General features: G+C 47.3%; 18 protein-coding genes. 7 read left to right on the forward strand and 11 right to left on the reverse strand.

Annotated elements, in window-relative coordinates; translation table 11 throughout:
* Positions 1–93: 93 nt before the first annotated feature.
* Positions 94–2,877 carry an NHL repeat-containing protein gene (locus JNUCC32_RS09105; RefSeq protein WP_228468909.1) on the forward strand — a complete coding sequence of 928 codons (2,784 nt, stop codon included), beginning with the start codon at positions 94–96 and terminating at the stop codon, positions 2,875–2,877.
* Positions 2,878–3,004: 127 nt separating this feature from the next.
* Here JNUCC32_RS09105 and JNUCC32_RS09110 read toward each other — a convergent pair whose 3' ends face one another.
* Entirely contained in the window at positions 3,005–4,021 is a 1,017-nt protein-coding gene (locus JNUCC32_RS09110) for a phosphotransferase (RefSeq protein WP_192571742.1), read from the reverse strand.
* Positions 4,018–5,091 carry a ribosome small subunit-dependent GTPase A gene (rsgA, locus tag JNUCC32_RS09115; RefSeq protein ID WP_192571743.1) on the reverse strand — a complete coding sequence of 358 codons (1,074 nt, stop codon included), beginning with the start codon at positions 5,089–5,091 and terminating at the stop codon, positions 4,018–4,020. The genes JNUCC32_RS09110 and rsgA overlap by 4 nt, the downstream gene beginning before the upstream one ends.
* Before the next feature lie 528 nt (positions 5,092–5,619).
* On the opposite strand from rsgA, the gene rarD reads away from it, so the two are divergent.
* Positions 5,620–6,498 carry an EamA family transporter RarD gene (gene rarD / locus JNUCC32_RS09120; protein ID WP_192571744.1) on the forward strand — a complete coding sequence of 293 codons (879 nt, stop codon included), beginning with the start codon at positions 5,620–5,622 and terminating at the stop codon, positions 6,496–6,498.
* A 173-nt stretch (positions 6,499–6,671) separates the two neighbouring features.
* On the opposite strand, the gene JNUCC32_RS09125 is transcribed toward rarD, so the two are convergent.
* The 4 genes from JNUCC32_RS09125 to JNUCC32_RS09140 form a co-directional block, all read right to left on the reverse strand.
* Positions 6,672–7,058: a hypothetical protein gene (locus JNUCC32_RS09125; RefSeq protein WP_096773898.1), complete on the reverse strand. Its 387-nt coding sequence runs from the start codon at positions 7,056–7,058 to the stop codon at positions 6,672–6,674.
* Between the two features lie 465 nt (positions 7,059–7,523).
* Positions 7,524–8,414, reverse strand: a complete 891-nt coding sequence (locus tag JNUCC32_RS09130) for a carbohydrate ABC transporter permease (protein ID WP_015735575.1) — start codon at positions 8,412–8,414, stop codon at positions 7,524–7,526.
* Positions 8,415–8,479: 65 nt separating this feature from the next.
* Positions 8,480–9,370 carry an ABC transporter permease gene (locus tag JNUCC32_RS09135; protein WP_009590468.1) on the reverse strand — a complete coding sequence of 297 codons (891 nt, stop codon included), beginning with the start codon at positions 9,368–9,370 and terminating at the stop codon, positions 8,480–8,482.
* Positions 9,371–9,467: 97 nt separating this feature from the next.
* A complete protein-coding gene (locus tag JNUCC32_RS09140; RefSeq protein WP_192571745.1) occupies positions 9,468–11,168 on the reverse strand; it encodes an extracellular solute-binding protein in 1,701 nt (566 codons plus the stop codon).
* Between the two features lie 364 nt (positions 11,169–11,532).
* Between JNUCC32_RS09140 and JNUCC32_RS09145 the strand changes: the two genes are divergently transcribed.
* The 3 genes from JNUCC32_RS09145 to JNUCC32_RS09155 all read left to right on the forward strand — a co-directional run bounded on the left by JNUCC32_RS09145 (position 11,533) and on the right by JNUCC32_RS09155 (position 16,808).
* Positions 11,533–13,278, forward strand: a complete 1,746-nt coding sequence (locus JNUCC32_RS09145; RefSeq protein ID WP_192571746.1) for a sensor histidine kinase — start codon at positions 11,533–11,535, stop codon at positions 13,276–13,278.
* Positions 13,275–14,699, forward strand: a complete 1,425-nt coding sequence (locus JNUCC32_RS09150) for a response regulator transcription factor (protein WP_192571747.1) — start codon at positions 13,275–13,277, stop codon at positions 14,697–14,699. Before JNUCC32_RS09145 ends, JNUCC32_RS09150 begins: the two co-directional genes overlap by 4 nt.
* Positions 14,700–15,020: 321 nt before the next feature.
* A complete protein-coding gene (locus JNUCC32_RS09155; protein ID WP_192571748.1) occupies positions 15,021–16,808 on the forward strand; it encodes a S41 family peptidase in 1,788 nt (595 codons plus the stop codon).
* 113 nt (positions 16,809–16,921) lie between these two features.
* Here JNUCC32_RS09155 and JNUCC32_RS09160 read toward each other — a convergent pair whose 3' ends face one another.
* From JNUCC32_RS09160 to JNUCC32_RS09170, 3 genes are all read right to left on the reverse strand, one after another.
* On the reverse strand, positions 16,922–20,002 hold the full coding sequence (locus tag JNUCC32_RS09160) for an FIMAH domain-containing protein (RefSeq protein WP_192571749.1): 3,081 nt from the start codon (positions 20,000–20,002) through the stop codon (positions 16,922–16,924).
* 278 nt (positions 20,003–20,280) lie between these two features.
* Entirely contained in the window at positions 20,281–21,411 is a 1,131-nt protein-coding gene (locus tag JNUCC32_RS09165) for a sensor histidine kinase (protein WP_192571750.1), read from the reverse strand.
* Positions 21,408–22,094, reverse strand: coding sequence for a response regulator transcription factor (locus JNUCC32_RS09170; protein WP_096773894.1), 687 nt, complete (start codon positions 22,092–22,094; stop codon positions 21,408–21,410). The genes JNUCC32_RS09165 and JNUCC32_RS09170 overlap by 4 nt, the downstream gene beginning before the upstream one ends.
* Before the next feature lie 625 nt (positions 22,095–22,719).
* Here JNUCC32_RS09170 and JNUCC32_RS09175 point away from each other — a divergent pair.
* Positions 22,720–23,121: a DUF6223 family protein gene (locus JNUCC32_RS09175; RefSeq protein ID WP_192571751.1), complete on the forward strand. Its 402-nt coding sequence runs from the start codon at positions 22,720–22,722 to the stop codon at positions 23,119–23,121.
* Between the two features lie 234 nt (positions 23,122–23,355).
* On the opposite strand, the gene JNUCC32_RS09180 is transcribed toward JNUCC32_RS09175, so the two are convergent.
* Positions 23,356–24,969, reverse strand: coding sequence for an ABC transporter permease (locus JNUCC32_RS09180; protein ID WP_192571752.1), 1,614 nt, complete (start codon positions 24,967–24,969; stop codon positions 23,356–23,358).
* Positions 24,970–24,992: 23 nt separating this feature from the next.
* Positions 24,993–25,874, reverse strand: coding sequence for an ABC transporter ATP-binding protein (locus JNUCC32_RS09185; RefSeq protein WP_096773891.1), 882 nt, complete (start codon positions 25,872–25,874; stop codon positions 24,993–24,995).
* A 323-nt stretch (positions 25,875–26,197) separates the two neighbouring features.
* Between JNUCC32_RS09185 and JNUCC32_RS09190 the strand changes: the two genes are divergently transcribed.
* Positions 26,198–26,794 carry a TetR/AcrR family transcriptional regulator gene (locus JNUCC32_RS09190; protein WP_145036674.1) on the forward strand — a complete coding sequence of 199 codons (597 nt, stop codon included), beginning with the start codon at positions 26,198–26,200 and terminating at the stop codon, positions 26,792–26,794.
* Positions 26,795–26,884 lie beyond the last annotated feature (90 nt).

Consider the following 26,884-nt stretch of genomic DNA (forward strand, 5'->3'; position numbering starts at 1 on the left):
GTTTACTACCTGTTGAAAAAATTTATTCGCAAAGGGGAGAGTTTAGTGAGAAGCAAGTGGAGGAGTCGGCTTGCCGGAGCCCTAACAGTCATCATGATGTTCGCAAGTATCGGGTGGGCAAAGTCGATCACGTATGCAGCAGACGAAGAATTGACCAACGTTATGATCAACGGCGGCTTCGAGGATTCCGAAGAAGATGGACGCTTGCCGGGCTGGCAGCCCGATGAAGACACAGCTGTCATAACTGTAAGTGAGTCCGTGTACGCAGAAGGGGAACGAAGTCTTCAGATGGAACGCCTGTCGCCCGCCGCAGGCTCCGGAGTTGTGAGCGATGCATATGCCGCCCAACCATTCGGCAATGTCATCATGAGAGCAAGCGTGCTATTGGATGAAGGCCAAGGCGGCAAAGCAGACCTCAGATTTTATGATGCAGGCGGAAAGCTTGTCTCCGTAGTGAGCGGCCTGGTCGGTGAAACATCGGGCAAATGGCAGAATTTAAGAGTGGCTGCTTCTGCCCCTAAAAATGCAACGGAGGTCAGGGTAGCCTTTGGTTTTAATGGTGACCTAACCGGCAGGTATTTCGTTGACAGCGTCTCATTGGAGTCGCAGGCTTCCTCCCCGTACTTAACGAATTTAGGACCGCAATCTTCAAGTTTAACCTTAATGACGGCTGCATTCGGTAAAGATAGGAATGGTCAGGATGCTTTGTTTACGGTCGCACAGGGTGATCCGGCACAATTCATCGTGATGGATGTTGCTTCGAAAGAAGTGAAATCCACTCATCCACTTGTTGCGCTTGACGGGAGCAACGTTTCGGCAGCTTGGGCGATTGTGACAGCCTCCGACGGAAAGGTATACATCGGAAGTACGCCGAACGGGACGTTGTTTCAATATGATCCGGCAGAGGATAAGCTGCGTGCCATCGGGAAACCTGTTCCTACCGATACCGTCATCTGGACGCTAGTAGCCGGGGAAGATGGCAAAGTGTATGGAGGAACAGGATATTCCCAATCGCTGTTTGAATATGATCCCGTTACCGACCAGACTCGAATCCTTAAATCCTTCAAGACTTCATCGAAAGAGGCTCATATCCGCAGCCTTGCTTACGATTCCGATCGTCAAATGATCTATGTGGGGGGAGCAGACGTCGCTAAGCTTTATCAATACGATCTTGCTAGCGGCACGTCGATTGCGCTTCATCATCCCGAATTTATCGGCAAGACTTCGGTTTACGATCTCCAGTATGCAGGAGGTAAATTGTTCGTGCGCGTGGATCCCGGACCGGTTATGTTCGTGTATGATCCCGATACCGCTAGCTGGATCGTTAACAATAATACTGCCTATAATGCACGAGGATTTTCACCGTTATCGCCTGACGGCGAAGAGGTATTCTACACCTATTACGAAACCCTTCCAGGTGGCGCGCAGCAATGGTCTCTCTATTCATACGACGTGAGAACGGGAGATTACGGCTCGCTGGGTGTCGACGTCAAAGGAGCAGGCGTAGCTTTTGGTTATGTACAGCTAGACCAGGCAAATTATCCGGGCTGGACATTAGTCGGATTGGCCGGAAATAGCGGAAGAGCATTTTATTACAATCTGGAAACCGGTTTGATTGAAACGCCGGAGCTTCCGTTTCCGGCACAGTTCGTGGAATTGTTTAATATCGGGAAGAGCACAGATGGGCAGATACTGTCCTCTGGCTTCATTTCAGGCGGGGGTATGGGGATTTACTCCCCAACCCGTAACGAGACCAAGCATTATCCTCAAATCGGCCAAGTCGAGGGATTCGGTTCCTTGAACGGGAAAATGTATCTCGGCGTTTATCCTAGAGCGACTATCTTTGAATACGATCCAGCCAAGCCATGGAACCGAACGGACCCATCAGAGCCGAATAATCCGCTGCGGCTTGGTCAGCTGGGTTCAGAGCAAGACCGGCCCGTTGCCATGCTCGGGGTCGAGGAAGAAAACCTGTTATATATCGGTTCTTATCCAATCGCAGGCAAAACAGGCGGGGCTCTTACCGTCTATAATCCCGTTACCGGAACGTTTGATGTGAAACGTGACATTATATCCGGGCATTCGATCAATTCGTTGCTTTACAAAAATGGAAAGCTGTTTATGGCCACCGGCGCGATGACAGGCGGAGAGGGGAAGCTTGCCATTTACGATACAGCATCCGGCCGAGTAGAGCTGGAACAGGTACCTGTTGCGGGCAAAAAAGCAGTAACCTCTTTGATATGGGGCCCTGACGGTAACGTTTGGGGAATGGCGCTAGGGTCTCTGTTTATCTATGATCCGGAGCGCCAAGAGATTATTTACAGCGAAGATATGTTTCCTGCAGCAGATTATGCACACAGCAATCCTCGCTTAACCGTTGGAACCGACGGGAATGTGTACGGTACCATTTTTACGGGATATGTTGCTGACCATACGTACACTAGCAAAATGTTTAAGATTGAAGCTGCAAGCAAATCGCTGTCCATCTTGTTGGAGAGCAATGCGGAAAAACTGGCCCAGGACGATTTTGGCAACTTATATTTCAAATACGGCAGCGAGCTGATGAAGTATAGCGATCCGAATCTGGTCGTGCAACTAGACAAAGTACAGCTTGAGGCAGAATCGCTCCAGCTTCGTCCGGGAGATGAAGTCGGTTATTCCTACGAAGTATTCCTTGATAAAGGAAGAACGACTAAGGAGTTATCCGGCGCAGTCATTGAGTATTTGAGCAGCCGTCCGGATAAGGCGGAGATCGACCCGAAAGGAAAGATCATCGCAAAGCATCCGGGGCAAGCCGAGTTGTCGATTCGAATTACATTGAACGGGGTAACGGTTGAATCCAATAAAATCAAGGTGAAAATAACCGGACCTTTTTAAAACGTGTATGTATAGCAATATGAGATGTTATCACGAGCTAGCTTCCGGGGACGATCGAATGGGAGTTATGAAAGAAACTCCGAAAACCCACTATATTCAAGGGTTTTCGGAGTTCTTTTTTTAAAAGTCAACCCAGTACAGGGGTGGTCTTCATGTCATGGATTTTTTGGAGCGTATGGAAATGCTTCGTCTTTTCGTCATCGTCCTCTGTGTGGAGATACCACTCCACAAGCCTGTATCCGAAGCCGAGAAGGATCAGCTCGTAGACGCAATGTTCGGCGATAGGAGGAACATCCGCATATTCCGAAAAGCCTTTGTAATACGCGGGGACACATCGCTGGTAGTTTTCGACCATGTGATCGATATCCGCTTCATCCGCAATCAGGCTTGCGAGATCCTCGCCCAGGTAGCCCCATCCGGATGTGTCCCAGTCAATGAGTGCGATTTTCCCGTCGGCATAGATCAGGTTGGTCACCCAGAAGTCCCGGTGGCATAGCACGAGAGGCAATTTTTCGATGCGATCGAGAATCTCGTCTGCATGCTCATCGATGTCGATGAGCATTTGCCGCACGTGCTGCGGGAAATCGCAGTTCTCCGAGCGTATATAATCGTAGACGACCGGCCAAGACCGGTAATGGAGATACGTATTCTTCATGAGATCCGCATGGCTCAGGTTGGTCAGGCTCTGCAGCACAGCGGGCTGCTCCGCATACAGCTTGCCTTGATAGCGTCCTAACTCCAGCGCAGCCTGTTCATACATGTCACCGGTCAAATCTAAACCGGTTACGCCATCGATATATTCCAGCCACAGCTGGAATTCATTTTCCTCGGCATTGATCTCGGCGTGATAACATGTCGGCCAGCGGAAGGCATCCGAGAACGTCGCTCCCAAGTCAGACGCATAAAGATCATATTCCCGGCGCCATGAACCCGGATCGCCGTAACGCTCCCATTTCTGCTGGATTTTGAGCACGATACGGTACGGCAATTGTTCGCCATCCGCGGTATCGGCGATTCCCGTTACCAGGTACACATTTCCCACAGTTCCGCCCTGCAACGGCTTGGTTTGGCAGTCGGCCGAGATGATATCCCTTTTGAACTGTCGGCTTAAGGCATAGATCAGCGATTCGAATTGAATATTCATATTTTCCATCCCCCGTTTTTTTTCGTTTGCTTGCTCCACATGGCGTTCGTTTTGTTTCGAGCCCTCTTGTCGATGAGGTAGCTGGTTTTATCCTGGACATACTTGTTCTCATACTGCTGGGCAACATAATGCTCCCACCGTTCACGCGGCAATGAACCGTCGGCAAGCGCGGCAAGAACGGCACAGCCCGGCTCGGCCTGATGGCGGCAATCCGTAAATCGGCACTGCGGGAACCATACCTCCACATCGGTAAAGCTTGCGCGTATGCCTTCGTCAGCATCAAAAATCCCAAGCTCACGCATACCCGGCGTATCAATGACCATCGTACCGGAGGGCAGCATGAACAGCTGACGGTGCGTTGTCGTATGCCGTCCCCGGCTGTCGACCTCCCGGATTGCCTGAACCTTCATTACGTCCTGTTCTATCAACGCATTGAGCAAAGACGATTTACCAACGCCGGACATGCCGAGAAAGACGACCGTTTTACCTGGCATCAAGTAGGGATCGAGTTCGTTCATCCCCAGGCCTGTATGACTGCAGATCGCGTGAACCGGCACATTAGGGATGCTTTGTGTGACTTCTGCGAGCAGGAGATTATAATCTGGGGCGAGATCAGCCTTGGTCAGAATGATGACCGGCTGGCCGCCGCTCTGCCTGGCTTGCGTCAGATACCGCATGATACGGGTAACGTTGAAATCCCAATTCAGAGAAGAAAGGATAAATACATAGTCAAAGTTGGTTGCAACGACCTGTTCCCGCACGGTTTTGGCATAGCCTGCGGCATGCCCTGAGTAATCCGCGCGTGAGAACTTGGAGCGACGGGGCAATACCCTGTCGATGAGAGAATCTCCGCTATCGTTGTAGTGCAGCAAAACAAAATCACCGACGCAAGGAAAGTCCACTCGCGTTTCCGCACCGTGATAGAACGCCCCCTTGAGCACCGCCGTTACCTCGCCTCGCTCGGTCATGACCCTGAAGCGCTTGCGCCGAAGCTCCGTCACCCTGCCGGGCAATAAGCCGCCTTGAATTTCTTCTATTTCTGAGTAGCCATAAGTTTTCAAATCCATCATGTTTTTTTTGTTAGCTCCTTTAATGTTGTTTTTTGGACGCAAAAATGCCACGGTCAAGCAGCCTCTAAAGAAGCTGCTGTCGCGCGGCATCAGGACGCAAAAAAGATACGACCTTCATCGTATCTCGCAAACAGCAATATTCACGAAAGGTTACTTTGAATGGCACACCAAATAATACGGGCGTTGTCCCGTTTTATTCCCGTATGCCTGCTATTCAGTTTTAAGACCAAACCACCATATAAGTAGTCGCCATTAAAACACATCTCCCTTCGTGATAGGAACTTGCTTATCGCTAAGCTGTCTATAAAATAACCTATTTTGGAAAAATAATCAATGACTAACAGCGCAGAATGTGTCAGCTTGCTCCATCGAGTCTGCAAACGAACGGAAAACGATAGCTCAAAATACAACGAGAATCAAACTAGAGCGTGACTGTCTACCAGCGGACACGAATTATTTTCTTTACTTAAGCGAGGATCGAGGCGTATAATCCGTTAAGACATCGGAGCTAGAAGAGGGGAAATCATAATGAACAATGGGTTGGTTAACGCTATTATCGCGTATATCATGTGGGGGGTTCTCCCACTATATTGGAAGTTGTTTGACAATGTGCCGGCAGGCGAGATTCTCTCGCATCGAGTTGTCTGGTCGTTCGTTTTCATGGGTATTCTCGTCGCCGTCCAGCGACGCTGGGGCGACATGAAGCGGGTTGCGGCTAGCCGCTCGCTCCTGCTGTCGCTCGCCGCCAGCGGACTACTGATCGCTGCGAATTGGCTCATCTTCATCTGGGCGGTCAACAACGGCCATGTTGTCGAGACAAGTCTTGGCTATTATTTGAATCCGTTGCTGAACGTTCTGTTAGCGGTCGTCTTCCTTCGTGAAAAGCCTAACCGCGGCCAATGGCTCGGAATTGCCATCGCTGGCGCCGCGGTGCTCATCATCGCCATCGACTACGGGCGTTTCCCTTGGGTCGCGATCTCGTTAGCCGTATCGTTTGGCTTGTACGGCCTCGCGAAGAAGAAGATCGTGCAGGACGCTTCTGTTGGCTTGTTGTCGGAGACGGCCGTAATCCTGCCCGTCGCGCTCGGCTACTGGATCTATTTGGCCGCCGTGGGCAAGACGACGGCATGGACGCTGCCTGCGCCGGTGTTCGTTGAGCTGCTTCTTTCCGGCGTGGTAACGGCGCTGCCGCTGCTCTTCTTTGCGCGGGCGGCCGCCCGGATGGCGCTATCCACGCTCGGTTTCGTACAATACATCGGGCCGACGATCATGCTGTTACTGAGCATATTCGTGTTCAAGGAATCGGTCTCGCCGGTTCTGCTTATCGGCTTCGCGCTCATCTGGACAGCGCTCGTTGTATACGCTGTGGCATCGGTTCGCAGCACGAAACTCGCGAAGGCGAGCTGACGGTAAGGGCTTCAAGGTACAGACATAACGGCCATTTCCGTCCGATAGGGGCGGAGATGGCCGTTTTCCGTTACATATTGTGTTTCTCTGAATTTGCTGACGTCAGCGCCGATGACAATTACAACGTCAAGAATTCGAGAGATGGTGGGAAGAGATAACAGTTGTATCAAACGTTAACGGCGTAGTGTTTTGGCAATGAATCCAACGATGAATCCCCAAATGGCATTTATAGCAAAGACACTTACAAGAGCAAACGGATTAGTTAATGGACCTTGTAATTTTCCATCAAGAAGCGGAGAGACTAAGCCGCTAAGGATGACGGCATATAAGGCATAACTCATACCCGCAAAACTAAGAATGACCACTGGAGAAGCGGGTTTCTTAATTAAAACGATAACGATCCAAGCTAAGGAAATAAGAATCGTCATGAGAATGCTGCCGAATTGTTGTCCGATCAAATCCATGATCCCCGTCATCTTCATAATGGGTCTCACTAGAGCTAATGCGCCAAGACCAAGAATAAACAACAAATTTTCTTTTACGATATCGAGCGTTTTCATTATAAACAATTCCTTTCTGGTGTGATTGAACGATATGAGGACCAAAATTCTTGATATTCTCGAAAGCGGATGGGTCGGCCTAATGTTCGTTTCTGAATTTCTAATCCGTAGCGTTCTTGTTTACCGTTTTAAAATAACAAATTCATGTTGTGAACTTATGACGATACATTGTGTTTTACGTGAAATTTCATCTGTTTGAAATCTTTATGAAGAACGATCGAAGACGGTCTCGAAGTGAAGCGATTAACACACGGTGAACCATACGAAGGTCAGCCATTAGAGGGATATTTGTAGAATAAAAAAAAGACAACCAAGATAATGAGGTTGTCTGTACATAGGATAACAATGCACATGCGCTGGGAGGGATGATACGTACTCCCGGCGCATGTTTTCAGTATATTTTTATATTCATGTAAAGAAGAAAATGGCTCGGATCTCTGAAAGCTGTTGTCCTGGGTGGCGGAGCTACTCTTTAACCGAACCCAGCGTAATCCCGTGAATGAAGAAGCGCTGGAGGAACGGATAGACGATGAGGACAGGCAGCATGGCGATGAAGATCTTGGCGGCATCGAGTGTCCGGTTGGATAACTCAGACAAGCGACGGTACTGGTCCTCGGACATCGTCGATGGATCGACCGAGACGACAAGCTGCTGGATATACGTCTGGAGTGGATAGAATTGCTCACGGGACATGAAGATCAGGCCGTACAAGAATTCATTCCAGTGATACACGATACTGAACAGCGAGACGGTCGCCAGCACCGGCACGGCCAGCGGGATGTAGATCTTGAACAGGATGTACCATGGTCCCGCGCCGTCGACAAGGGCAGCTTCATCCAGCTCCTTGGGCAGGTTGCGGAAGAAGTTCATCGTGAGGATGACGTTGAAGACGAGTGTCTGCGCGCCGCCGACCAGGACAAGTGCCCAGATGCTGTTCAGCATGTTGAGCTCTTTGACCGTCAAATACAGCGGGATCAGTCCACCGTTGAATAACATCGTGAAAATGAGAATCCACATGAATACATTGCGCCCCTTGAACTCTTTCGCTGTCCGCGAGAGCGGGTAAGACATGAGCACAACCATGATAAAATTAAGCATAACCCCCAGCAGCACTCGCTGGGTCGAGGTCCAGAAGGATCGGAAGAACTGCTGGTCATTGAGAATCTGGGCATATGCGTTGAGATTGAAATCGACCGGCCATAGCCAGACCTTACCGGCCGCAGCGGCAGAGTTGGAGCTAAGCGAAAGGGAGAGGGTGTACCAGATCGGCAGAATGCATGACAACGTAATGCCTATCAGGACAACAATCAGTATAATATCCGTCACACGGTTGCCGAACGTCCGGTCTCTGACCACGGTCAGCACCTCCTACTCTAGTTGGAATGGGATTGGTTTATATATCTTTGCAACAGGATGAATCCTTAGAATATGCGATAGTTAACAAAACGGTAAGCCAGATAATACGAGACGGATATCAGCAGGAAGCCCACAACGGACTTCAGCAGGCCGACGGCGGTCGCAAGTTCATATTGCAGGTTAAGCAAACCTGTACGATAGACCCAGGTGTCAATAATATCACCTGTAGAATAGACGAGCGGGTTGTACAGATTGAAGATCTGGTCAAAGCCCGCGTTAAGCACATTACCCAAGCTGAGTACCGTAAGCAATACGGCTGTCGTGCGGATCCCTGGCAAAGTGATATGCCAGAGACTTCTCCAGCGTCCTGCGCCATCGATGTTGGCAGCTTCGTACAGTGCCGGGTTGATCCCCGTAAGCGCGGCAAGATAGATAATGGTGCCAAAACCGAATTCCTTCCAGACGTCACTGCCGACAACGAGGAACGGAAACAGTTGGGAGTCGGCAAAGAACAGTTTAGGCTGGAATCCGAACAAGGCAGTCAGTTGATTGACGGGTCCGTTATAGGAGAACAGGTCGAGTACAATGCCCCCCAGAATAACCCAAGACAAAAAGTGGGGCAGATAGACGATGGTCTGAATCCAGCGTCTGAGAATCATCAAACGCAGCTCATTGAGCATGAGTGCAAACAACAGAGGCGCAATCAGATTGGCGACAATCTTCATGGACGCGATCACAAGCGTATTGCTGAAGACTTCCTGTGTATCCTTCAGCAATAACATATACTTGAAGTGCTCAAGCCCTGCCCAATCCGAGCCCAGGATACCTTTGCCTGGATTAAAATATTGGAACGAAATGATGATGCCGAACATCGGAACGATGCTGAAGACGAACAGCCATAGAAATCCCGGGATCAGCATCAGATAATAATGTTTGGCGAAGCCTTTCATACGCATGACAGCACTCCCTTCCCCGAATCCTGCATCGAGTGATCCAGAGCTCCTGACAGCTGCCGGGAGCTCTGGCTATTATGGTTCGTTGTATGCCTTAAGATCACTGCGCAAGCGCGTCCTTAACCTCCTGGGTAATCTGGTCGCCGCCTTGACGTTTCCAGTTCTCGACGAAGGAGTCGAATGTCTCCAGCGGAGCCGCACCCATGATGATGCGCAGGAAAGTCTCGTCCTCTAATTTGCGCAGATTCACCCAACGGCTCTCCATTAACGGTGTCTGCTCATACAGAAGACTGGGCACCTCCTCAAACTCGGTATCAACCAGCGGCCTGCCGCCCACCATGATGGAGTACGATCGAGTCCATGCTCCCCAGTTCGCTTCAGGGTTCCATGTTGAAAGATCCATGGAATCGTAAGGCTCGTTTTTGATCGTCTTGATGCTTGCGATGTCCGAAGGCAGCAGTTTGTAGGCCTTGTCATTTGCAAAATCCTCGGCGGTTTTATTGCCTGCCAGCACATCACGGAGGGCTTTGACTGTAAATTCAATTTCGTCGGATGGAGCGTATACCACGCGGAGCGGATAGTAACCAGGACCGCCTTTGCTCGGGTCAAAGGTGTTCTCTTGCTCGTTTTTAAACAGATTGTTTAGCAATTTCATGGGAACTTCCGGATGCTCGTAATCTTTCCGAACCACCACAAACTCAGTAGAAGGTGTAGCAGCATGTGGTTTAAATTCGCCATTTTGATTCAAAGGCAGAGCATAAGCCTGCCAATTGGCTTCGGCATCATTTTTTACGGCATTGGTTAGCGGGCCGTAAGCCATCCACCATGGCGCAAAGAACATTCCGGATTTTCCGGCAATAATGGGCTCATCCGCTTTGTTACGAACACCCATCTCTGGATCAATAAGTCCTTTGGAATACAAATCTCTTAAACTAGCTAACGCCTCACGTGTCTCCGGCAGGATTGAGCCGTATACAGGGCTGCCATCCTCGTCCTCGAGCCAGTATCCAGGGAAGGAGTCATGCGCGGAGAAAATTGCGTCAAAACCGTATAAATTGTTCTTCGACTCAAGGAAGTTCGCGTACAGCTTGCCACCACTTTCCGGTCCGGTGATCCCAATCGTATCGCGCTGACCGTTACCATCAGGATCATTTTCGACGAAAGCACGGGCGACTTCCTCAAGTTCTGCCATCGTGGTTGGCGGTTCAAGGTTCAGCTTATCCAGCCAGTCCTGCCGGATCCACAAGAGGTGAATGCCATCGGCATTGGCTTGCACACCCGGGAGGGCCATGATTTTGCCATCGAATGTTACTGCATCCAGGGCAGCACCGTTGGTGTTTTCAATGATTGTTTTTATATCCGGGGAAGCATATTGCTCATACACCTCCGTTAAATCGGCAATTTGGTCGGCTTCGACCAATTGGCGCAGCTCAACGGCATTGACGACCATAGCATCCGGCAAATCGTTACTTGCAATGGCGAGACTAATTCTCTGACGAAGATTCTGGCCAGAGGCAGCAAATTGATGATCGACGTCCACATTAAGCGCTTCCTTAATCTGACGAGTGTATTGATTGTCCAACGGCGTGTCGCCAGGAGGCAATTCATTATCGGTGGGATCGATTTCAATACTGATGCTGATCTGAACAGGTTCTTCGTAGCGGCCAAATGGATCGGCGGGTTCGCTGGACTCCGCGCTTTTCTCCGGTGCAGCCGGCGTGTTATTCGTTGGATTGCTGCAAGCTGCTAGAACGAGAAAACAGGCCAGTAAAAGCGCTAACGTCTTTGACTTGTTTTTCATAATTACACCCCTTCTTTCAGATGAATGGAATAACTATTCGTATGGACCATTTAACTGTAGCACAATGAAACCGCCTTCATGGATAGAAGGTGGTTTCTAAATGAGGGGGTCATATGTACAAAAATTTACGGCTGTTGCGGGTGGTTGGACATTTCACCCACTAAGGAGAAGACATTTGTCTACCCGTGATTTTTTCAATTGAACGTTAACGGATTTGGCACCTGATTTATTGAAATCTATGCTCAATAATCATTTTAATTTGTGTTATATTCTAGAAAGATTTTTCCGCCTGTTTCTGATTATGCGCATCATAGACCATATGATTCAAAGAGAGGAGGAGTCGATAATCGATGGGGATGAAACGATGAAACCGGAAAAGGATTGGAAGTCCCGCCTGAAGCGATTGACCTTGAAAAATCGAATTCTTTTACTGTTTGCCGCAGCAACATTGATCCCTTTCATCTGCACCTGTTATCTGTCATACAACACCATTACATCCATTCTGAATACGAAGCTGCAATCCGGCATTCAAAGCAATTTAAAGCAGGTCCGATTGTCGCTTGAGAACACGCTGGACAATCTGAATCACGTTTCCCAACAACTGACCTTTAAGGGGAATGTCGGTAGGCAGCTTGAGAAGTTTTTGATGGCGAAGCAGCCGTATGACCGGAGTTATCTGACGGATGAAATCAAAAACCAGCTGAATCTAATCACGTTCACCAATCCCAATGTCGGATTAACGCTGTATTATTTACGCGACGATCGGACCACTCTTTTTGAGAATACAGGCATGAAACAGCCATTCGATATCGATGACCTTCCCATCATAGCAGCGTATTATGGCATCACCTATTTTGGACCGCATATCAGTAAAGATCGATTCAACAATCAATATGTGCTTTCCGCCTTGCGAAAAGTTGATTTGCCGGAGAGGGAAGACGCCTATGTCTACATTGAGTCCGGTTTCAAGCTGACGCAGAGCATTCTTGATTTGGATGAAGTCAGCAAGCATACCAATCATTTAATTCTGGACAACAATGGAAGGATTTCATACAGCGAGCTTCAAGATATCTTTCCTGAAAATTCATTTTTTTCGGACGCTCTAGCGCCTTCCCTGGTAACAGGCATTACGTCCGACTATTATTGGTATCGACAAGTCAGCAATCAGGGCTGGAGTGTGGTCTCGCTTATTGCGAAATCCGACTACAACCGCGAGAAAAATCGCTGGATGATGCAGATGCTGGGGCTGGCGCTGCTGTTCGCTGTAGTCAGTCTGACCATTGGCTGGCTTCTATGGAAAATGGTGTACCGGCCGCTGTCGCGCTTTAATAAGGAGATCAAATCGATTGCGGGCAGCAATTTTAATGCGGCTGCCACGCAATCGCGGATCCCGGAATTTGAGATGTTGTTAAACCAGTTTCAACATATGAAGGTTCAGATTACGCAGCTGTATTCTGAAATCAAGGCAAAGGAGAAGCGCAGAGCGGATCTGGAGATCGAGAAGCTGCAGTATCAGATTAATCCGCATTTTCTGATGAATACGCTGGATACCGCGCATTGGCTAGCCGTTATGAACGGTCAGGAGGAGATCGACAGGCTTGTCACTTCGTTGAACAAACTGCTTTACTACAATCTCCGTAAAGGCAACAGTGTCGCGACGATCAGGGATGAGATTGATTCGCTGAAGCAATATCTCATTCTCCAGCAGATTCGATACAATTTTCAGTTCGATGTCAATATTCACGTGGACGACGCATTACTCGAAGTGACGGTTCCTAGATTCATTCTGCAGCCGTTGGTTGAAAATTCGCTGTATCACGGGCTAGATGATAACGGCAGAATCGAGGTGGTGGTTAGAAAGAATGACAGGCTTGAGATCGAAATTCGAGATAACGGCGGGGGGATCTCTGAGGAAAAGATTGAGGCATTGCTTGAGCAGGAACAGACTGAACGCCATCGAGTGGGTATGGGAATCGGACTGAATTATGTCAAACGAATGTTAGAATTTCATTACGAAGGGAGAGCGAGTCTTACGGTAACAAGCGAGCTTGGCAAAGGAACCCGCATCATCATTTCGATACAAATCGAGGAGGAGAATTTAACGAAATGATCCATGTTCTCATCGTAGACGACGACAAGCTTGTACGTAAGGGACTGATGTCTTTTTTGCCATGGGAATCGTTCGGAATGAGAGTTGTAGGCGAAGCTGCCAACGGGGAGAAGGCGCTCGATTTTCTGAAGGCGAATCGGGTAGATCTGTTAATGACCGATCTGGCCATGCCGGTAATGTCGGGCATAGAGTTAATTCGGGTTGTGCGCAAGCAATATCCGAATATTGCGATCGCCGTGCTGACTCTTCATCAGGATTTTGAATACATTCAGGAAGCGCTGCGACTGGGTGCCATTGATTACATTGCCAAGGTTGAGCTTGAAAAAGAACAGTTCGAAGAAGTGTTTCAGCGCATTCACTCGCGCATTGTGGAAGTGAAGCAGAGGCACAAGAATGAGTCGGATTCGATAGTAGCGGCTTGTTCTTGCGATACGGCCTATGCACTATTGACGTACCCGGATGAGCCATTGACAAGCAGAATGGTAGCGGATTGCGTTTCATTGGGCTGGATAGCGGAAGCGGATGGATCTATTCCGATGTGGCTGACGGAACTTCCCAAGGAGGTTCCGTCTCATGGCAATGAGGAAGAAGACCCATTGCCGCCGCTTCCAGACGGAACGTGCAGCACCGGATGGCATATGGTACGGCTACGGCATACAGCCGGTTTATCTCCATCCGAGCTGCTTCTACGAATACGGGCCTATAGGAGCAGAGATTTTTTCTACGACTGCGACGGCAATGAGCCCTATCCGATTGAGAAGTCTGTCATGGAGCTGATGGCGGAACGTCCTGAACCGGGAGAAGAAGAGACGGCCACTGTAAAGGAATTACTACACGCCTTCACATGGGTCCATGACGATGAAGCCTTTGATAAGCTTTGCAGTCGATTGAAAGAACTGCGTATACCCGTCTCCAAGCTAATGCAATGGATCTATGGATGTATGGTTGACTGGAACCGGCTTTATAGAGCGATACAACCTGATGATATCAAGATGCCTGACACATTTACGTGCTGGCGGGAGGTTGCGGACTGGCTGAAACAATTCAGGGAAAATGGGATAACGCTATCAGGCAGCCTGCAGCTGAGCCCCGAAGTGAGCGGCAGCATTATGACCGCGGTCAAAATCGTGCACGACGAACTTGAGTTGCCGTTATTCGCTATCGATGTCGCGAAGCGGGTCAATCTGAGCCGAAGCTACTTCTATCAATGTTTCAAAGAAATCGTTGGCTATTCCTTCAATGAATATCTGCGCAAGGTACGGATCGATAAGGCGCGAGAATATCTGGAACAGACGGCCAGGCCAATTGTTTGGATTGCCAAGCAAACCGGATACGAGGATGAGAAATATTTCAGCAGAACCTTTCGAGAGCAGACAGGCATGCTGCCGAGCGAATATAGACAGCGGTATAAGGCGAGGTAGAGTAAGAGCTTTTATCTATCGGGTCCGCAATTTACCAAGGATAATGAAGATTTTGAGCATCACAAGTTTGCAATAATCAGTTGTTGTTGAACGAATGTTGTTGGGTTATCACCCTTATGGTTATTGATAAACGCTCAGACAACATACGCCCCAGCCTAGGAGAATATATAGGCTGGGCTTTTTATTTGCACTAGAGATTTCGAGGGATAGTTTATATAATATGTAATATATTAACATTCCACGTGTTAGAAAGGCGAAGCAGGTCCTAGATTTGCAAGAATGACTAAAGAGATAAATTATTGAGCTGAAAGGTGGAAAAAGGTGAGACTAAAAAAAAGAAGAGACCGGATGTTCTTTGTGTTTATCAGTGTATTGTTTATCCTCATTACTGCAGGATGTTTTGCATCACAGGAGGCTCATCAGCTTGAGCAAGTGAAAGAGCAAGTGAAAGAGCAAGTGAAAGAGCAGAAGCAGGAGCAGGGGCAGGAGTACGACAAAGGAAGTGGAATGAAATTTTCCAGCCTTTCTGAACAGAAGATCGAGGATATCGCTAAGCTCAGTAAGGTATGGGGATTGGTGAAATATTACCATCCTAAGGTTGTATCTGGGGAAATAAATTGGGATTATGAGCTTTTTCGTGTGATGCCTTCTATTATAGATGAAAATTCGGATGTGAACTCAATCCTCTATGATTGGGTTCATACGTTAGGTAATGAGAACGTCCCCGGGGCTCTTGAGCAGCTATACCAAATTCCCGAGGATTATAAACATCTCAGACCAACTACAGATTGGTCCAAGGACGAGGAATATCTCGGAGCAGATCTGAGTCTTGAATTATCAATGCTTTTGAATTCGAACATTTCAGACCGAGAACATGCATATGTAAGTTTTAAGGATGATTCACCCCAACCGAGTATGCATAATGAAAACTCTTATATAAATATGAAATTTGATGATACAGGCTACAGATTACTTGGTTTATTCCGCTATTGGAATATTATTGAATATTATTATCCTTATAAAGATGTCATCGAAGAGGATTGGGATCGAGTGCTTCTGGAATTTATCCCTAAAATGATAGATGGGTCTGATTATGACTCCTATTACATGACCTTAGCAGAACTGACAACTAGAATACATGATTCTCATGCCTATTTGTTGGGCAAAAACAGAAAGACTGTTACTGACTATTTTGGATTGTATCAGCTTCCCGTAAACTTTATCGAAATTAATAATCAGATTGTTATCAGTAAAGTAATAAACGAATGTGGACTTGAAGTCGGAGACATTGTGCTAAACGTTGGCGACGATAGTATCGAAGAATTATTAGAAAATAGAAGAAAATATATATCACAGTCTCGAGAAGACACGTCAGCTCATTTCTTTCCTGCATTATTCCGAACTCAACAGAAGAATACTGACGTTACCGTTATCCGACAGGGAAATACGATGAAAATAAGTGCAACAGGCTATCGACAATGGTTTAATTTCTTTGTTGATACGAAATCGCAAGCAATGGAGAATGGAGACATCTACTATATCAATGCCGGTCTGTTGGAAGAAGGAGAGATTGATAAACTCATGAAGGAATGGTGGAATACAAAAGGTTTAATTCTTGATCTTAGAAACTACCCTACTAGCGAACTTTCCTATAAATTAGCTCAATATCTGATCCCTTCCGAAAAAGAGTTTGCCAAATTGTCATATCCTAATCCTGCAATACCAGGTGAATTTTATTATATGCATATTTTCTCAGGGAAGCCTCAAAATATAAATGACGAGGTTTACAAAGGAAAACTCGTGATGTTAATCAATGAACATACGATAAGTAACGGTGAATTTACAACGATGTCGCTGAGAAATACAGAAAATTCAATAGTTCTTGGGAGGCCTACTGCCGGAGCTGACGGTAATAAAGTTATATTTACTCTACCAGGAAATATAAAAACTGCAATAAGTGGAAGAGGAGTATTTTATCCAGATAAAAAACCAACGCAAAGAATAGGAGTGCAGCCTGATATTCGTCTTGATCCAACCATTGAAGGAATGATGGAAGGTAGGGACGAGTATGTTGAGAAAGCCGTAGAAATAATTAAAGCTGATTATTAAACAAAGGCGAGGCAAATGGCTACATGCACGAAAGCTAAAGGTAATGAATTCATCCACGCAAACAGCGTGTACCGATAGGTACACGCTGTTTAGGCTTAACTCTAGCATCGATTTCAACTGTCCAATTGTTGATTTAAGATATTCAGCAGCTCCGCAGCCTGGAGCAGCAATGCCTCCTTGGCGGCCGGAACGATATAGTCATTCATTTTCGGATCTGCAAGATCTCGGGTGAATTTCTCAAGATGGTGGATGGCCTGAGTCGTATGTTTTTTGAGCAATTGATGTTCGGTTTGCTTCAGGCTGTTCTCCAATTGATTCGCGAGCGGCTTAAGAATCTCGCCCGAAGCCAGTCGAAGATTGAATTCCTGTTGAAGTTTCTCTGTCAATTGTTCCGCTGTCGCACGGACTTCAACCACTACCAAGTTGGAGAGTACGGTGATACCGTTCAGAACAACCGTGGCCTGTAGTTCTGCCCTCCCGGCACCTATAGCTTGTATGGTACCAGAATCGGACACGGTGATGATGCCTTCGTCAGAGCTCTTATAGTTGATCGAAGCTTTGGCCAAGTCTGCGGATTTTCCATTAAACAGGGTTCCGCTCAGCACAAGCTGTGCCTGGTCGCCAACAGTGAGTAACGATTCATCCAAATTCAATGCGACTTCTTTTAAGGCGATTGGGAGCTTCTTGAGATGGGAGCCTTCCGCATAATAAATTCCGCCATCTTCTGCCAAGGTCATGAGGTTGACGCTGTCCGCTATTTTTTTGGAATCCATTGTTTCCGGATTGATCACCGTTAGAGTACGACCGACCGTGGTGTAGAGCAGACCATCGTCGCCAAAACGGATAAAATAAGGTCTCCATGTACTTCCGGACGGGGTATTCGGATATAACAGCTTGCTCTTTTTGATCATCTGTGATGCTGCGTCCATAGCGAAGACCGAATATACGGTGGTTCCTGAAGCTGTTTTCCCCCAAGTCACACCCCATAAAAGCCCGTCTGGCCCTTCCTTCAGGTCACCGATTAGCTGGTGGGATGTCATGCCGGGGATCGCAGGGGAGAACTCCTTGACTTTGCTTTTGGTTTTGGGATCAAAAATAAACATTTTGGCTTCCGAAGCTGCGGGGGTCGAGCCTCCGCCACCATGGATCGTTGTTCCTCCATAGACCAGACCGTCTTTATAGGCAACGGACATCACGCTTTGATTCTCCACAATATCCGGAATGGTGGTCCAAGTATCGGTTGGTTCATCGTACATGGTCAATGCCCCTTTAACGAGACCATAGTCGGCGATCGTTCCGATGAACAGCTGGTCGTCGCCTGAAGCAAAAGCGAACGGCCTGCTCTGACCATCCTCAATATTGAATGCGAGCGAAGGATTGACGTCTTTCTTGTACGGTTGGGATGGATCGTATCTGTAGATGACAGCCCCCCCATAGGTGCCGAAATATACTTTATCGTTTAAAAAGCCGATCCCTTCGATTTGTGGAAAGACACGTTTCTGTAGTTCATACGCATTGGAAACTGGATTAAAGATGGATAAGGCTGTATGGAAGCCGCCCATATACAGTTTCCCTTCCGGCCCCATCTCCATGCTCTGAATATCAATGCCTTCCGCTTCAATTTCAGGCATAATGGTTTCGACAGACCGATCTTCAGGATCAAATAATACGTATTCCAGCTTTTCTGTTACCATGGCCAGCAAGGTTTTGCCGGCTTTATGCCCGGTTTGAGGAGTAACCCAATCATATGCCCGCACCGTTGAATTTGGCAGAACGACACCTTCTAAAGGGATGACTTCATTGGTTGCCGTATTATAGGTGACTAGTTCACTGTTAACTACATTCCGGAAATACACCAGATCTCTGTCCAGTGGGGAAGGAGGGGAGATCATACTGTCAAAACGGGTTGGAGAAGGCCAAGGGAGAGATTGAAGCACTTCTTCGGTTTCTTCATCCAAGATAAACAGGGTAGTAGCGCCCGAACGTACGAACAGCTTTCCATTATACGACCAGATGTCGGCGATCATGTCATTGGCTCCGGAGTTCGGGAGCTTGACTTCAGATTGTTCACCTGTTTGACGATCAATCTTGTATAAAAAAGCAGGATTTCCCACCCCGACATAGATATACTGCTCTGTCACACCGATTCCTCGAGCGTACATGACGTTCTCACGAACGCTTCCGAGATCACGGAATTGATTGGAAGCAATATCATACTCGAAGATTTTGGAGTTTGGGTACGTGGCCCCGTAAATTTTGCCGTCCGAGGTGGCTGCCAAATCCCAGACCAGCTTTTCAGATGGATTGACGCCTACAGACTCCAACGTTTTCGCGGCAGGGGAATAACGATACAGCATGCCGTTCTCCACGCCGGATATGTATACATTGCCGTCGGAACCGGCTGTTACACCGTATACCGTGTTCACGCCTTGGACCGGAGAGGAATAGATGACTTCGCCGGTTGAGGCATCCAGTGCATAGAAAGTCGAAGGCGTTCCATTCGTTGCAAAGTAAACCTCGCCGTTCGCCATGGCGGCCCCGCTGGTTTTGACCGTTTTCGTCGCGGCTCCCAGGTCAATCGGATCCCCGAAGGCAACGGGGATATCTGCTGCAGTGGATGCGGACACGGTCATATGATCGAAATAGGCGGTACTGTAGCCGGCAGTACCGGAGTACAGCATAATCTTGGCTGTAACGGCACCGGCTGGCGCGACGCTTTCATGCGTAAAGTCCAACCAATCGCTGCTTACGGAGGATAGGGAGGAGCGGCTGTTGCTGATTTCCTTATTATCGGCATCGTAGTAATAAACAATCATCGCCACCGAACCTTGTTCCAGCCAGGTTTTCACGGAGGTGACATAACTGCTTCCTTCCGTGACCGGAAAGGAAGAACTGATTAATCCCAGTGACTTTGGCCCTCCATCGACCATCTTTAAAGCGTAGTTTCCCTCATAGCTTTTGGAATCTGTGATCGAGATGGAATATTCGTCAGTCAGCGGTGACCAATAATAAGTCCAGCCCGGTATTTCACTACCACTTCCCAAGGTTTCAAAGCCCGCGTTGTTAATGACGGGAGAGGAATTGGAGACCATCATGGTGGAGCTCTGGGCAAATCCAGAAGCAAAAGGTACAAGTGAACTTAAAGTTAAGGAATAAGTGAACAGGATGGCCGTTTTTTTAATCCAGGATTTCATGAATTTCCTCCTTTATGCGGTAAATTTCGATAAACTATTTGATTTTGTTGTTTGCGTTCTCCTTTCTAGTTCAATAGTGGTAAAAATGTAAATAGATTATATGAGGGGCCATATATAATGTCAATGTCTTTAAATTCTCTATAAATATGCTGTGCCTATACTCTCCCCAAAGGTCTTGTCTCAGCCTTATAAAGCTACCAGACCTGGATATATGAGGATATTGAACGTAAATGGAATTCCTGCAAGTTTATATGCCGAGTTATCAACTTTTATAGACATCATCGCCCTATAGGCAGAAAAACGGTAAATGTAGTACCTTCATGAGACTGACTCGCAACGCGGATGAACCCGCCGTGGGCTCTTACAAAATGATGGGCGATAGATAACCCGAGCCCCGTACCGCCTGTATGCCTCGAGCGCGCTTCGTCTACGCGGTAAAATCGATCGAATAGGTAGGGCAGCTCTTCCGCCGGTATTCCGATGCCGGTATCGATCACCGAGACACATGCAAAGAACGCATTCCTATCAAAGACCCGGTCTTCGATTTCAACAGTAATCTTCCCTCCACGAGGCGTGTAACGAATCGCATTAGTCAGCAAATTAATGAATACTTGCGTGATCCGTCTCGCATCGGCCATAACGGTAACCGGACTCGAAATCGTATAAAGACAAACGTCTAAACCGTTTTCTTCCGCTTCGTATTTCACGTCGTCCACAATTCGTTCTAGGTGCATCGTCAGATCGAGCGGTTTGCGTTCGAGCAACAACCGGCCCGATTCGGCCAGCGACAATATATGAAGATCGTTCACAAGCTGACTGAGCCGGATTACCTCATCGTGAAGCCGAAGCAGCATTTCCGGCGGGACATGATGACCGGCCTGCTGATAATTCTCCAGTTTAAGCTGCATCACGGAGAGCGGCGTGCGAAGCTCGTGAGCAATGTCGGCCACCAGTCGCCTGCGGGTCTCTTCGGCTTCACGCAGACGGAACGTCATATCGTTGAACGTTTGGGCAACTTTCCCATACTCATCTTTCGTGTCTACAGGTACTTTGACGTTCAGGTCACCCTGCGCCACGCGCTCTATGGCGGCTATAAGTTTTTTGAGCGGGAGGGTAAGCACCCCCGACATCCAATAACTGAAGAACAACCCGATCGCAACAAAAAAGAACAAGCGCACGCCGTGCGTGACATTAAGCAGTTCGTTCAGCTGCATATTGTCAAGGATATAAGATTTAAAAATTTCGATTTGCTCTTCGGGCGATGCGCTCAAATAGTTGGCATCGATTTGTTCCCTTTGAAATTGATCGATCAAGCCGCTTGTGTAAACCTGCGTTGTCAGGGAGAACGTGATGCTTACAATGAAAACGATCAGTCCCATACAGGCAAACATTTTCATACGGACCGTCATGTACGTTCACCGAACCGGTAACCGAAACCATATACCGTTTGAATATATCGAGGATTGGCAGGATCGTCTCCCAGTTTGCGGCGAAGATTCCGGATATGGGAATCCATCGTTCTTTCGTATCCCATGTACTCATCCTCCAAAGCAGCCTTTAACAATTGCAAACGGCTAAAGACAATGCCGGGACGACCCGCGAGTGTGAACAGAATTTTGAATTCGGTAGGTGTCAATTGGAGTTCCTGACCGTCTTTGAATACCTGACATTTGGCCTCGGAAATGATCAGGTTGTCTCTTTCCAAGAATATCGACTTGTCTTCGGGTCCGCGTAAACGGCGAAGCAAAGCTCTGATGCGCGATGCGAGCTCGCGCAAGCTGAACGGCTTCGTCAAATAATCATCTGCGCCAATTTCCAGACCGACGATTTTATCTGATTCGTCCGATCGGGCCGTGACCATAATAATGCCGCAATGCGAGGTTTGTCTTATCTCGCGGCATACGTCGATTCCGCTTTTTTCCGGGAGCATCCAATCAAGCACGACGAGATCAGGCCGCTCAGAGCGGGCAATCATGAGCGCTTCCTTGCCGGTACAGGCTGTCGATACCTTGAACCCTTCACGTTGCAAATAGGTCTGCATCTCCTCCAACATTCCCGGTTCGTCCTCCACAATCAACAATTTCGGTTCCATTCCCATCACATCCTTCCCTTAGTTTGATTCCATAGCGAGTACACTACGCTTACCGAAAATTATAACGTGATTAGGTAGGTTCTTAAAGAAATCCACACAAAGAGCGGAAGATCTGCATAAGTTCTCGACATTTGTTGTGTAAACTGGCTGTGAAAGGAGAGAGATGGTCGCGAAGAACAAGAAGGACAATGAATCTGGGGAATCGGATTCTGAGAAACGTAATTTTTGAAGACGGAAGGATGAACTGCGGATTGTATACGATATCGATTGAGAAAGCGCTGCTTGAACTCGGCATTAAGGGGGGATTATCCGGAAATTCCGTCACAATTGAGTAGAACGGAAGTACGACATTGCTGGATGATCTAAACAAACAAAAACGTTTGAATTAGCTGAGTTCAGCACAGTCATTGCATACGGACGAGTGTTCTGATCGTTGGAACGTCTAGGCCAGAAATGAGAATCTAGGAGGAGAACCCTGCTTAAAGCGGGCCTATACCCGTAATGATATTGTCGCCAGGTTTTGGTGCTAAACAGATCTTACTAGTTGATCTAGCAGGAACTCCTATCAAACTCATGAAGTCTCCTTGCAAATGATGAAAAAACAACCGAGAGGGGTAATTAACAAATGAAATTGAAGCTAGTTACATTCGTAATGCTTTGTGCATTTCTACTTGCTCCAACTATTGCCTCTGCTGAAGTGACCAACGGTAATGTCGGATACGGATTAACCCCCGGGCGACTCTGGGCCACGATGGACGCGGTGGTGGGCCTGATCAGCGCGGTCATCGGTGGGCTGTCTCTGGCCCGCTCCGTACGTCGTACCGGAAATGGTGGGCGAAACGGGTCGATCGTGGCCATGGTATTAGGGCTGATCGTCTTAGTCTACGCTATAGTGCATCTGACCATATTCACTGGTGATTTCGGTACCGGCGCCGGGAGAGCTGGGGCGATCATTGCTATTGTAATGGGGCTGATCGGTATGATCCTCGGTGCGCTAACTCTGGTCCGCTCCCGCCGCGCCGGCTGACCCGACAATGATGCTTCCTATTCCAATACTTAAAGGTGGTTTAAGCCAATGGGCGGATCTACGCGATAGATGAAGCACTACCGCGTTTCAGCGAATAATGGCGGGCGAGCAGTTTGGCAATATTGTTAGTTATACAGATAAACTTCGTAAATGAAAAAAACGGGCTGAATATGTAGGATTCAGCCCGTTTTCTGTTCCATTTATATCAAAGTATGAGATCAGTTTATTTATCGGTTAAGCTCCTTCAACCATATCCCGTTTGAGATATCCCACAAAGCCCAAAACCATGAAGGCAATACTGATCGCTGAGATCGCAATAAAGGTGGCAGCATCAAACGGATCTACCGGCATCCGTGGAATCCAGCTTTGAACGGCTGTTTTCGAGAACCATTCCGGCAACTCCAAAATGCCGCCAAAGTAGTTTAGAGCAAAGGAATAGCCAAGGTACGCATATACGCTTTTGCCTAGTCTAGGTGCCCAACCTAAAGCCAAAGCGGCAAGTCCGGTAAAAAACAACACGGAAGGCAGGAAGTTATAACCAGCGGCGATAAAATCACCCATATTCATGGGCGAGCCGTCACCCATGGCAGCAATGGCTGTCCCGCCAAGACCGCTTGAAGCGAGCAAAATACCCACGATTCCAGCAATGTTGGCCAATATGACACTCGACCAATAGAGCTGAGCTCGCGTCACTTTGGTAGCATAAAGCTGACTTAAATGGCGCCGCGTTTCTTCCGAGAATAATTTGTTTACGATCGCAATCGGCAAAATGGAAACCAATCCCATCAAGACCATGATAATGGTCCCGGTAAAGGCTGCTTCGATGGAAACACCGGATATCGCAAACATTTGACTCATGATTTCATTGCTTTCAAGGAAAGTTTGCATATCTCCATAAATCGAACCATAGGCTGCTCCCATGATGACGAAAGCAATCAACCAACTGATCATTACGCCTTTGTTCAACTTCGTAAACAGGCCGGGTACGGATAGCAATGATTTTTTTGCCGACTCCCGTCCTTCACGTTCGGGCAAATAACCGGCTCCCATATCTCGGCGGCCTTCAAGGCCAAAAGCGATGATCACGACGATGACGCTGAAGACTATCGCCACAATTAGGGGGACCCAATGGTTTCCTGTAAAAGGATAGGTTAGATACGTCCAACCCATCGGATTAATCATGGAGAGATCCGTATTCGACACATCCGTTCCGGCGCGAAAAATATATAGCAAGCCTACAATTCCGAGTGATGAACCGGTTGCACCGGATGAAGTCGGCATGATTTGTGCCATAACTAAGGCAATTACGGCTCCCAAGATCCCGGCCATGCCGATGGATGCGCCAAACAAAAAGGATCCTTCGGCCGAAATCGTATCTGCTCCATAGCTAGTCATCATTCCGCCAATCACGAGTGCTAATATCATATTGATCACAACAACTTCGGCAATTACCGCAAGCGAGTTGGCTTGACGACCTACTTGAAAGGAGCGTACGAGTTCAGTAAGCCCAAGATCTTCTTCTTTGCGAGTATGGCTTACCACATGCAATGCAGCGATAATCATCGCAAACAAACCGCAGAATAACAGCATTTCGTGCGCATACATCGCGCCTAAAGTATAATCCGCTGCGGTCTCAACCGGTGTCGGACCCACCATGGAAATCATGGCAGGATTTTGCAAGGTTTCATACATTCCTTGCAAACCTTGTCCCTTGCCGATTTCTTCAAAAGCAGGAACAAATCCGGCTGAAAACAAGCCTAAACCTAAAATCCAGATGATGATTTTTTTCCAATCACGTTTCAGATATTGGACGAATAGTACACGCGAACGTGCAAATTTTTCTTGCATTATAATTTCCTCCGTTTCCGCCCTTAGACTTCATAATGACGCATGAATAAGTCTTCCAGCGTAGGCGGCACGGACTCAAACTTCTTGACGCCCAATTTTGCCGCTTCGGACAAAATTTCATTGATACATTCGTTATCCGCGGAAAATGTCGCTTGATTGCCGGATTGCTTGAAATCATGGACACCGTTAACGGATGCCATTATAGCCACATTGTCTTGCGTTACCATCGTTACCGTAGAACGGGTTAAGTGACGCAGCTCATCCAATGTCCCGGTTTCAACCACTTTGCCTTGGCGAATGATGACCACTTTATCGGCCAGCCGCTCCACTTCGCTCAAAATATGAGAGGACAGTAAGATGGCTTTTCCTGCAAGCTTGATTTTTTCGACCTCATCCTGGAAGACGGCTTCCATCAGCGGATCAAGGCCGGAAGTCGGTTCGTCGAAAATATACAAATCGGAATTAACGGCCAAAGCCGCGATCAGGCCGACTTTTTGCCGATTTCCCTTGGAATAGCCCTTGGCTTTCTTCTTCGGATCCAATTCAAACCGTTTAATCAAATAGTCGCGTTTATTTTTGTCTCCGCCGCCATGTAATTTCATAAATAAATCAATGATTTCACCGCCAGTTAAGCTGCCCCAAAGCGCCACATCCCCAGGAACATAAGAAATTCGTTTATGAATCTCAAGGCTGTCTTTCCATACATCCTTGCCAAAGATCTTCGCTTCCCCGGCATCCCGACGGATAATCCCAAGTAACGTACGAATTGTTGTGGATTTCCCCGCGCCGTTCGGCCCGATAAATCCGACAACTTCCCCGGCATTTACCGTAAATGATACGTCTTGCAACGCTTTGAACTTCCCGAAGCTTTTTTGCAAGCCTTGCACCTTTACAATGTTTGTCATAGCACTAAAACTCCTTCTTAACCAGTTTTAGTAACGTGCTTTCCAGTCTAAAACAAAGCTTAATCTTGATAAATTATGAACTAAATATTTAGATATAGTTCGTATATTCGCTGAAAATGCTTTGTTTTAAACCAAAGTTCATTTACAACTTCAGTTATACACCCGTTTATTGGCATAGTCAATGCAAAAAAACTAAAGTTTAAAACTCATATGAGTTTGATAATTCATAATTTCGCTATATAATAAATAGGAAGGAAAATTACGAACTAAAACCTCCGCAATAATTTATTTTAGTCATTATCGTTAGAAAGCAGGAATAAGGAATGAATGGTTTTGAAAAGAGGACGCAAGCGAAGAAAAATCAAGTCTTGGAGGCAACTTTTAACTTGTTGAATACCGAAGCCGGCATCGAAAATGTAACAGTGGATGAGATAGCTAGACATGCCAATGTCGGTAAAACGACGATATTTAAATATTTTGGGAGCAAGGAAAACCTGATCCATGAGGTGTTTAAATATTTTTTAACTCAAATGGGGGAAAATGCCCGAAAAATCATGGCCGATAATAAACCCTTCGAAGAAACGATCATTGCCATGAGTCAGATCAAAATTCATTTTCTGGAGAAGATCAACAAGCAGTTTTATTTCGATTTAATGGATTATTTTACAAAGAAGGACGATAACGGATTATCACTGATGATGCAGGAGTACGTCAACGAAAGCTACAGTCTTATGTTGGATTTATTTCATCGTGGGCGCAAAGAAGGCAAGGTTGATCTGAAATATTCGGATGAATTTCTTCTGATATATTTCCAGGCCCTGGTTGAAGGGATATCCAGCCCGCATATCTACCAAAAGATACTCCCTTATACCGCCCAGTGGACGGAATTGCTGGTAAAAGGGATTGCGCCAAGCAAATAAAGGTAGAAGAATGAGAGAGTAAGGGCAGGATCGTTTGAGATCATTAACGGTGGACCGTACCATCGATCGTGATAGAGCAAAGAATCGACC

The organism is Paenibacillus sp. JNUCC32, assembly GCF_014863545.1.
Classification (GTDB): Bacteria; Bacillota; Bacilli; order Paenibacillales; family Paenibacillaceae; genus Paenibacillus_AQ; species Paenibacillus_AQ lautus_A.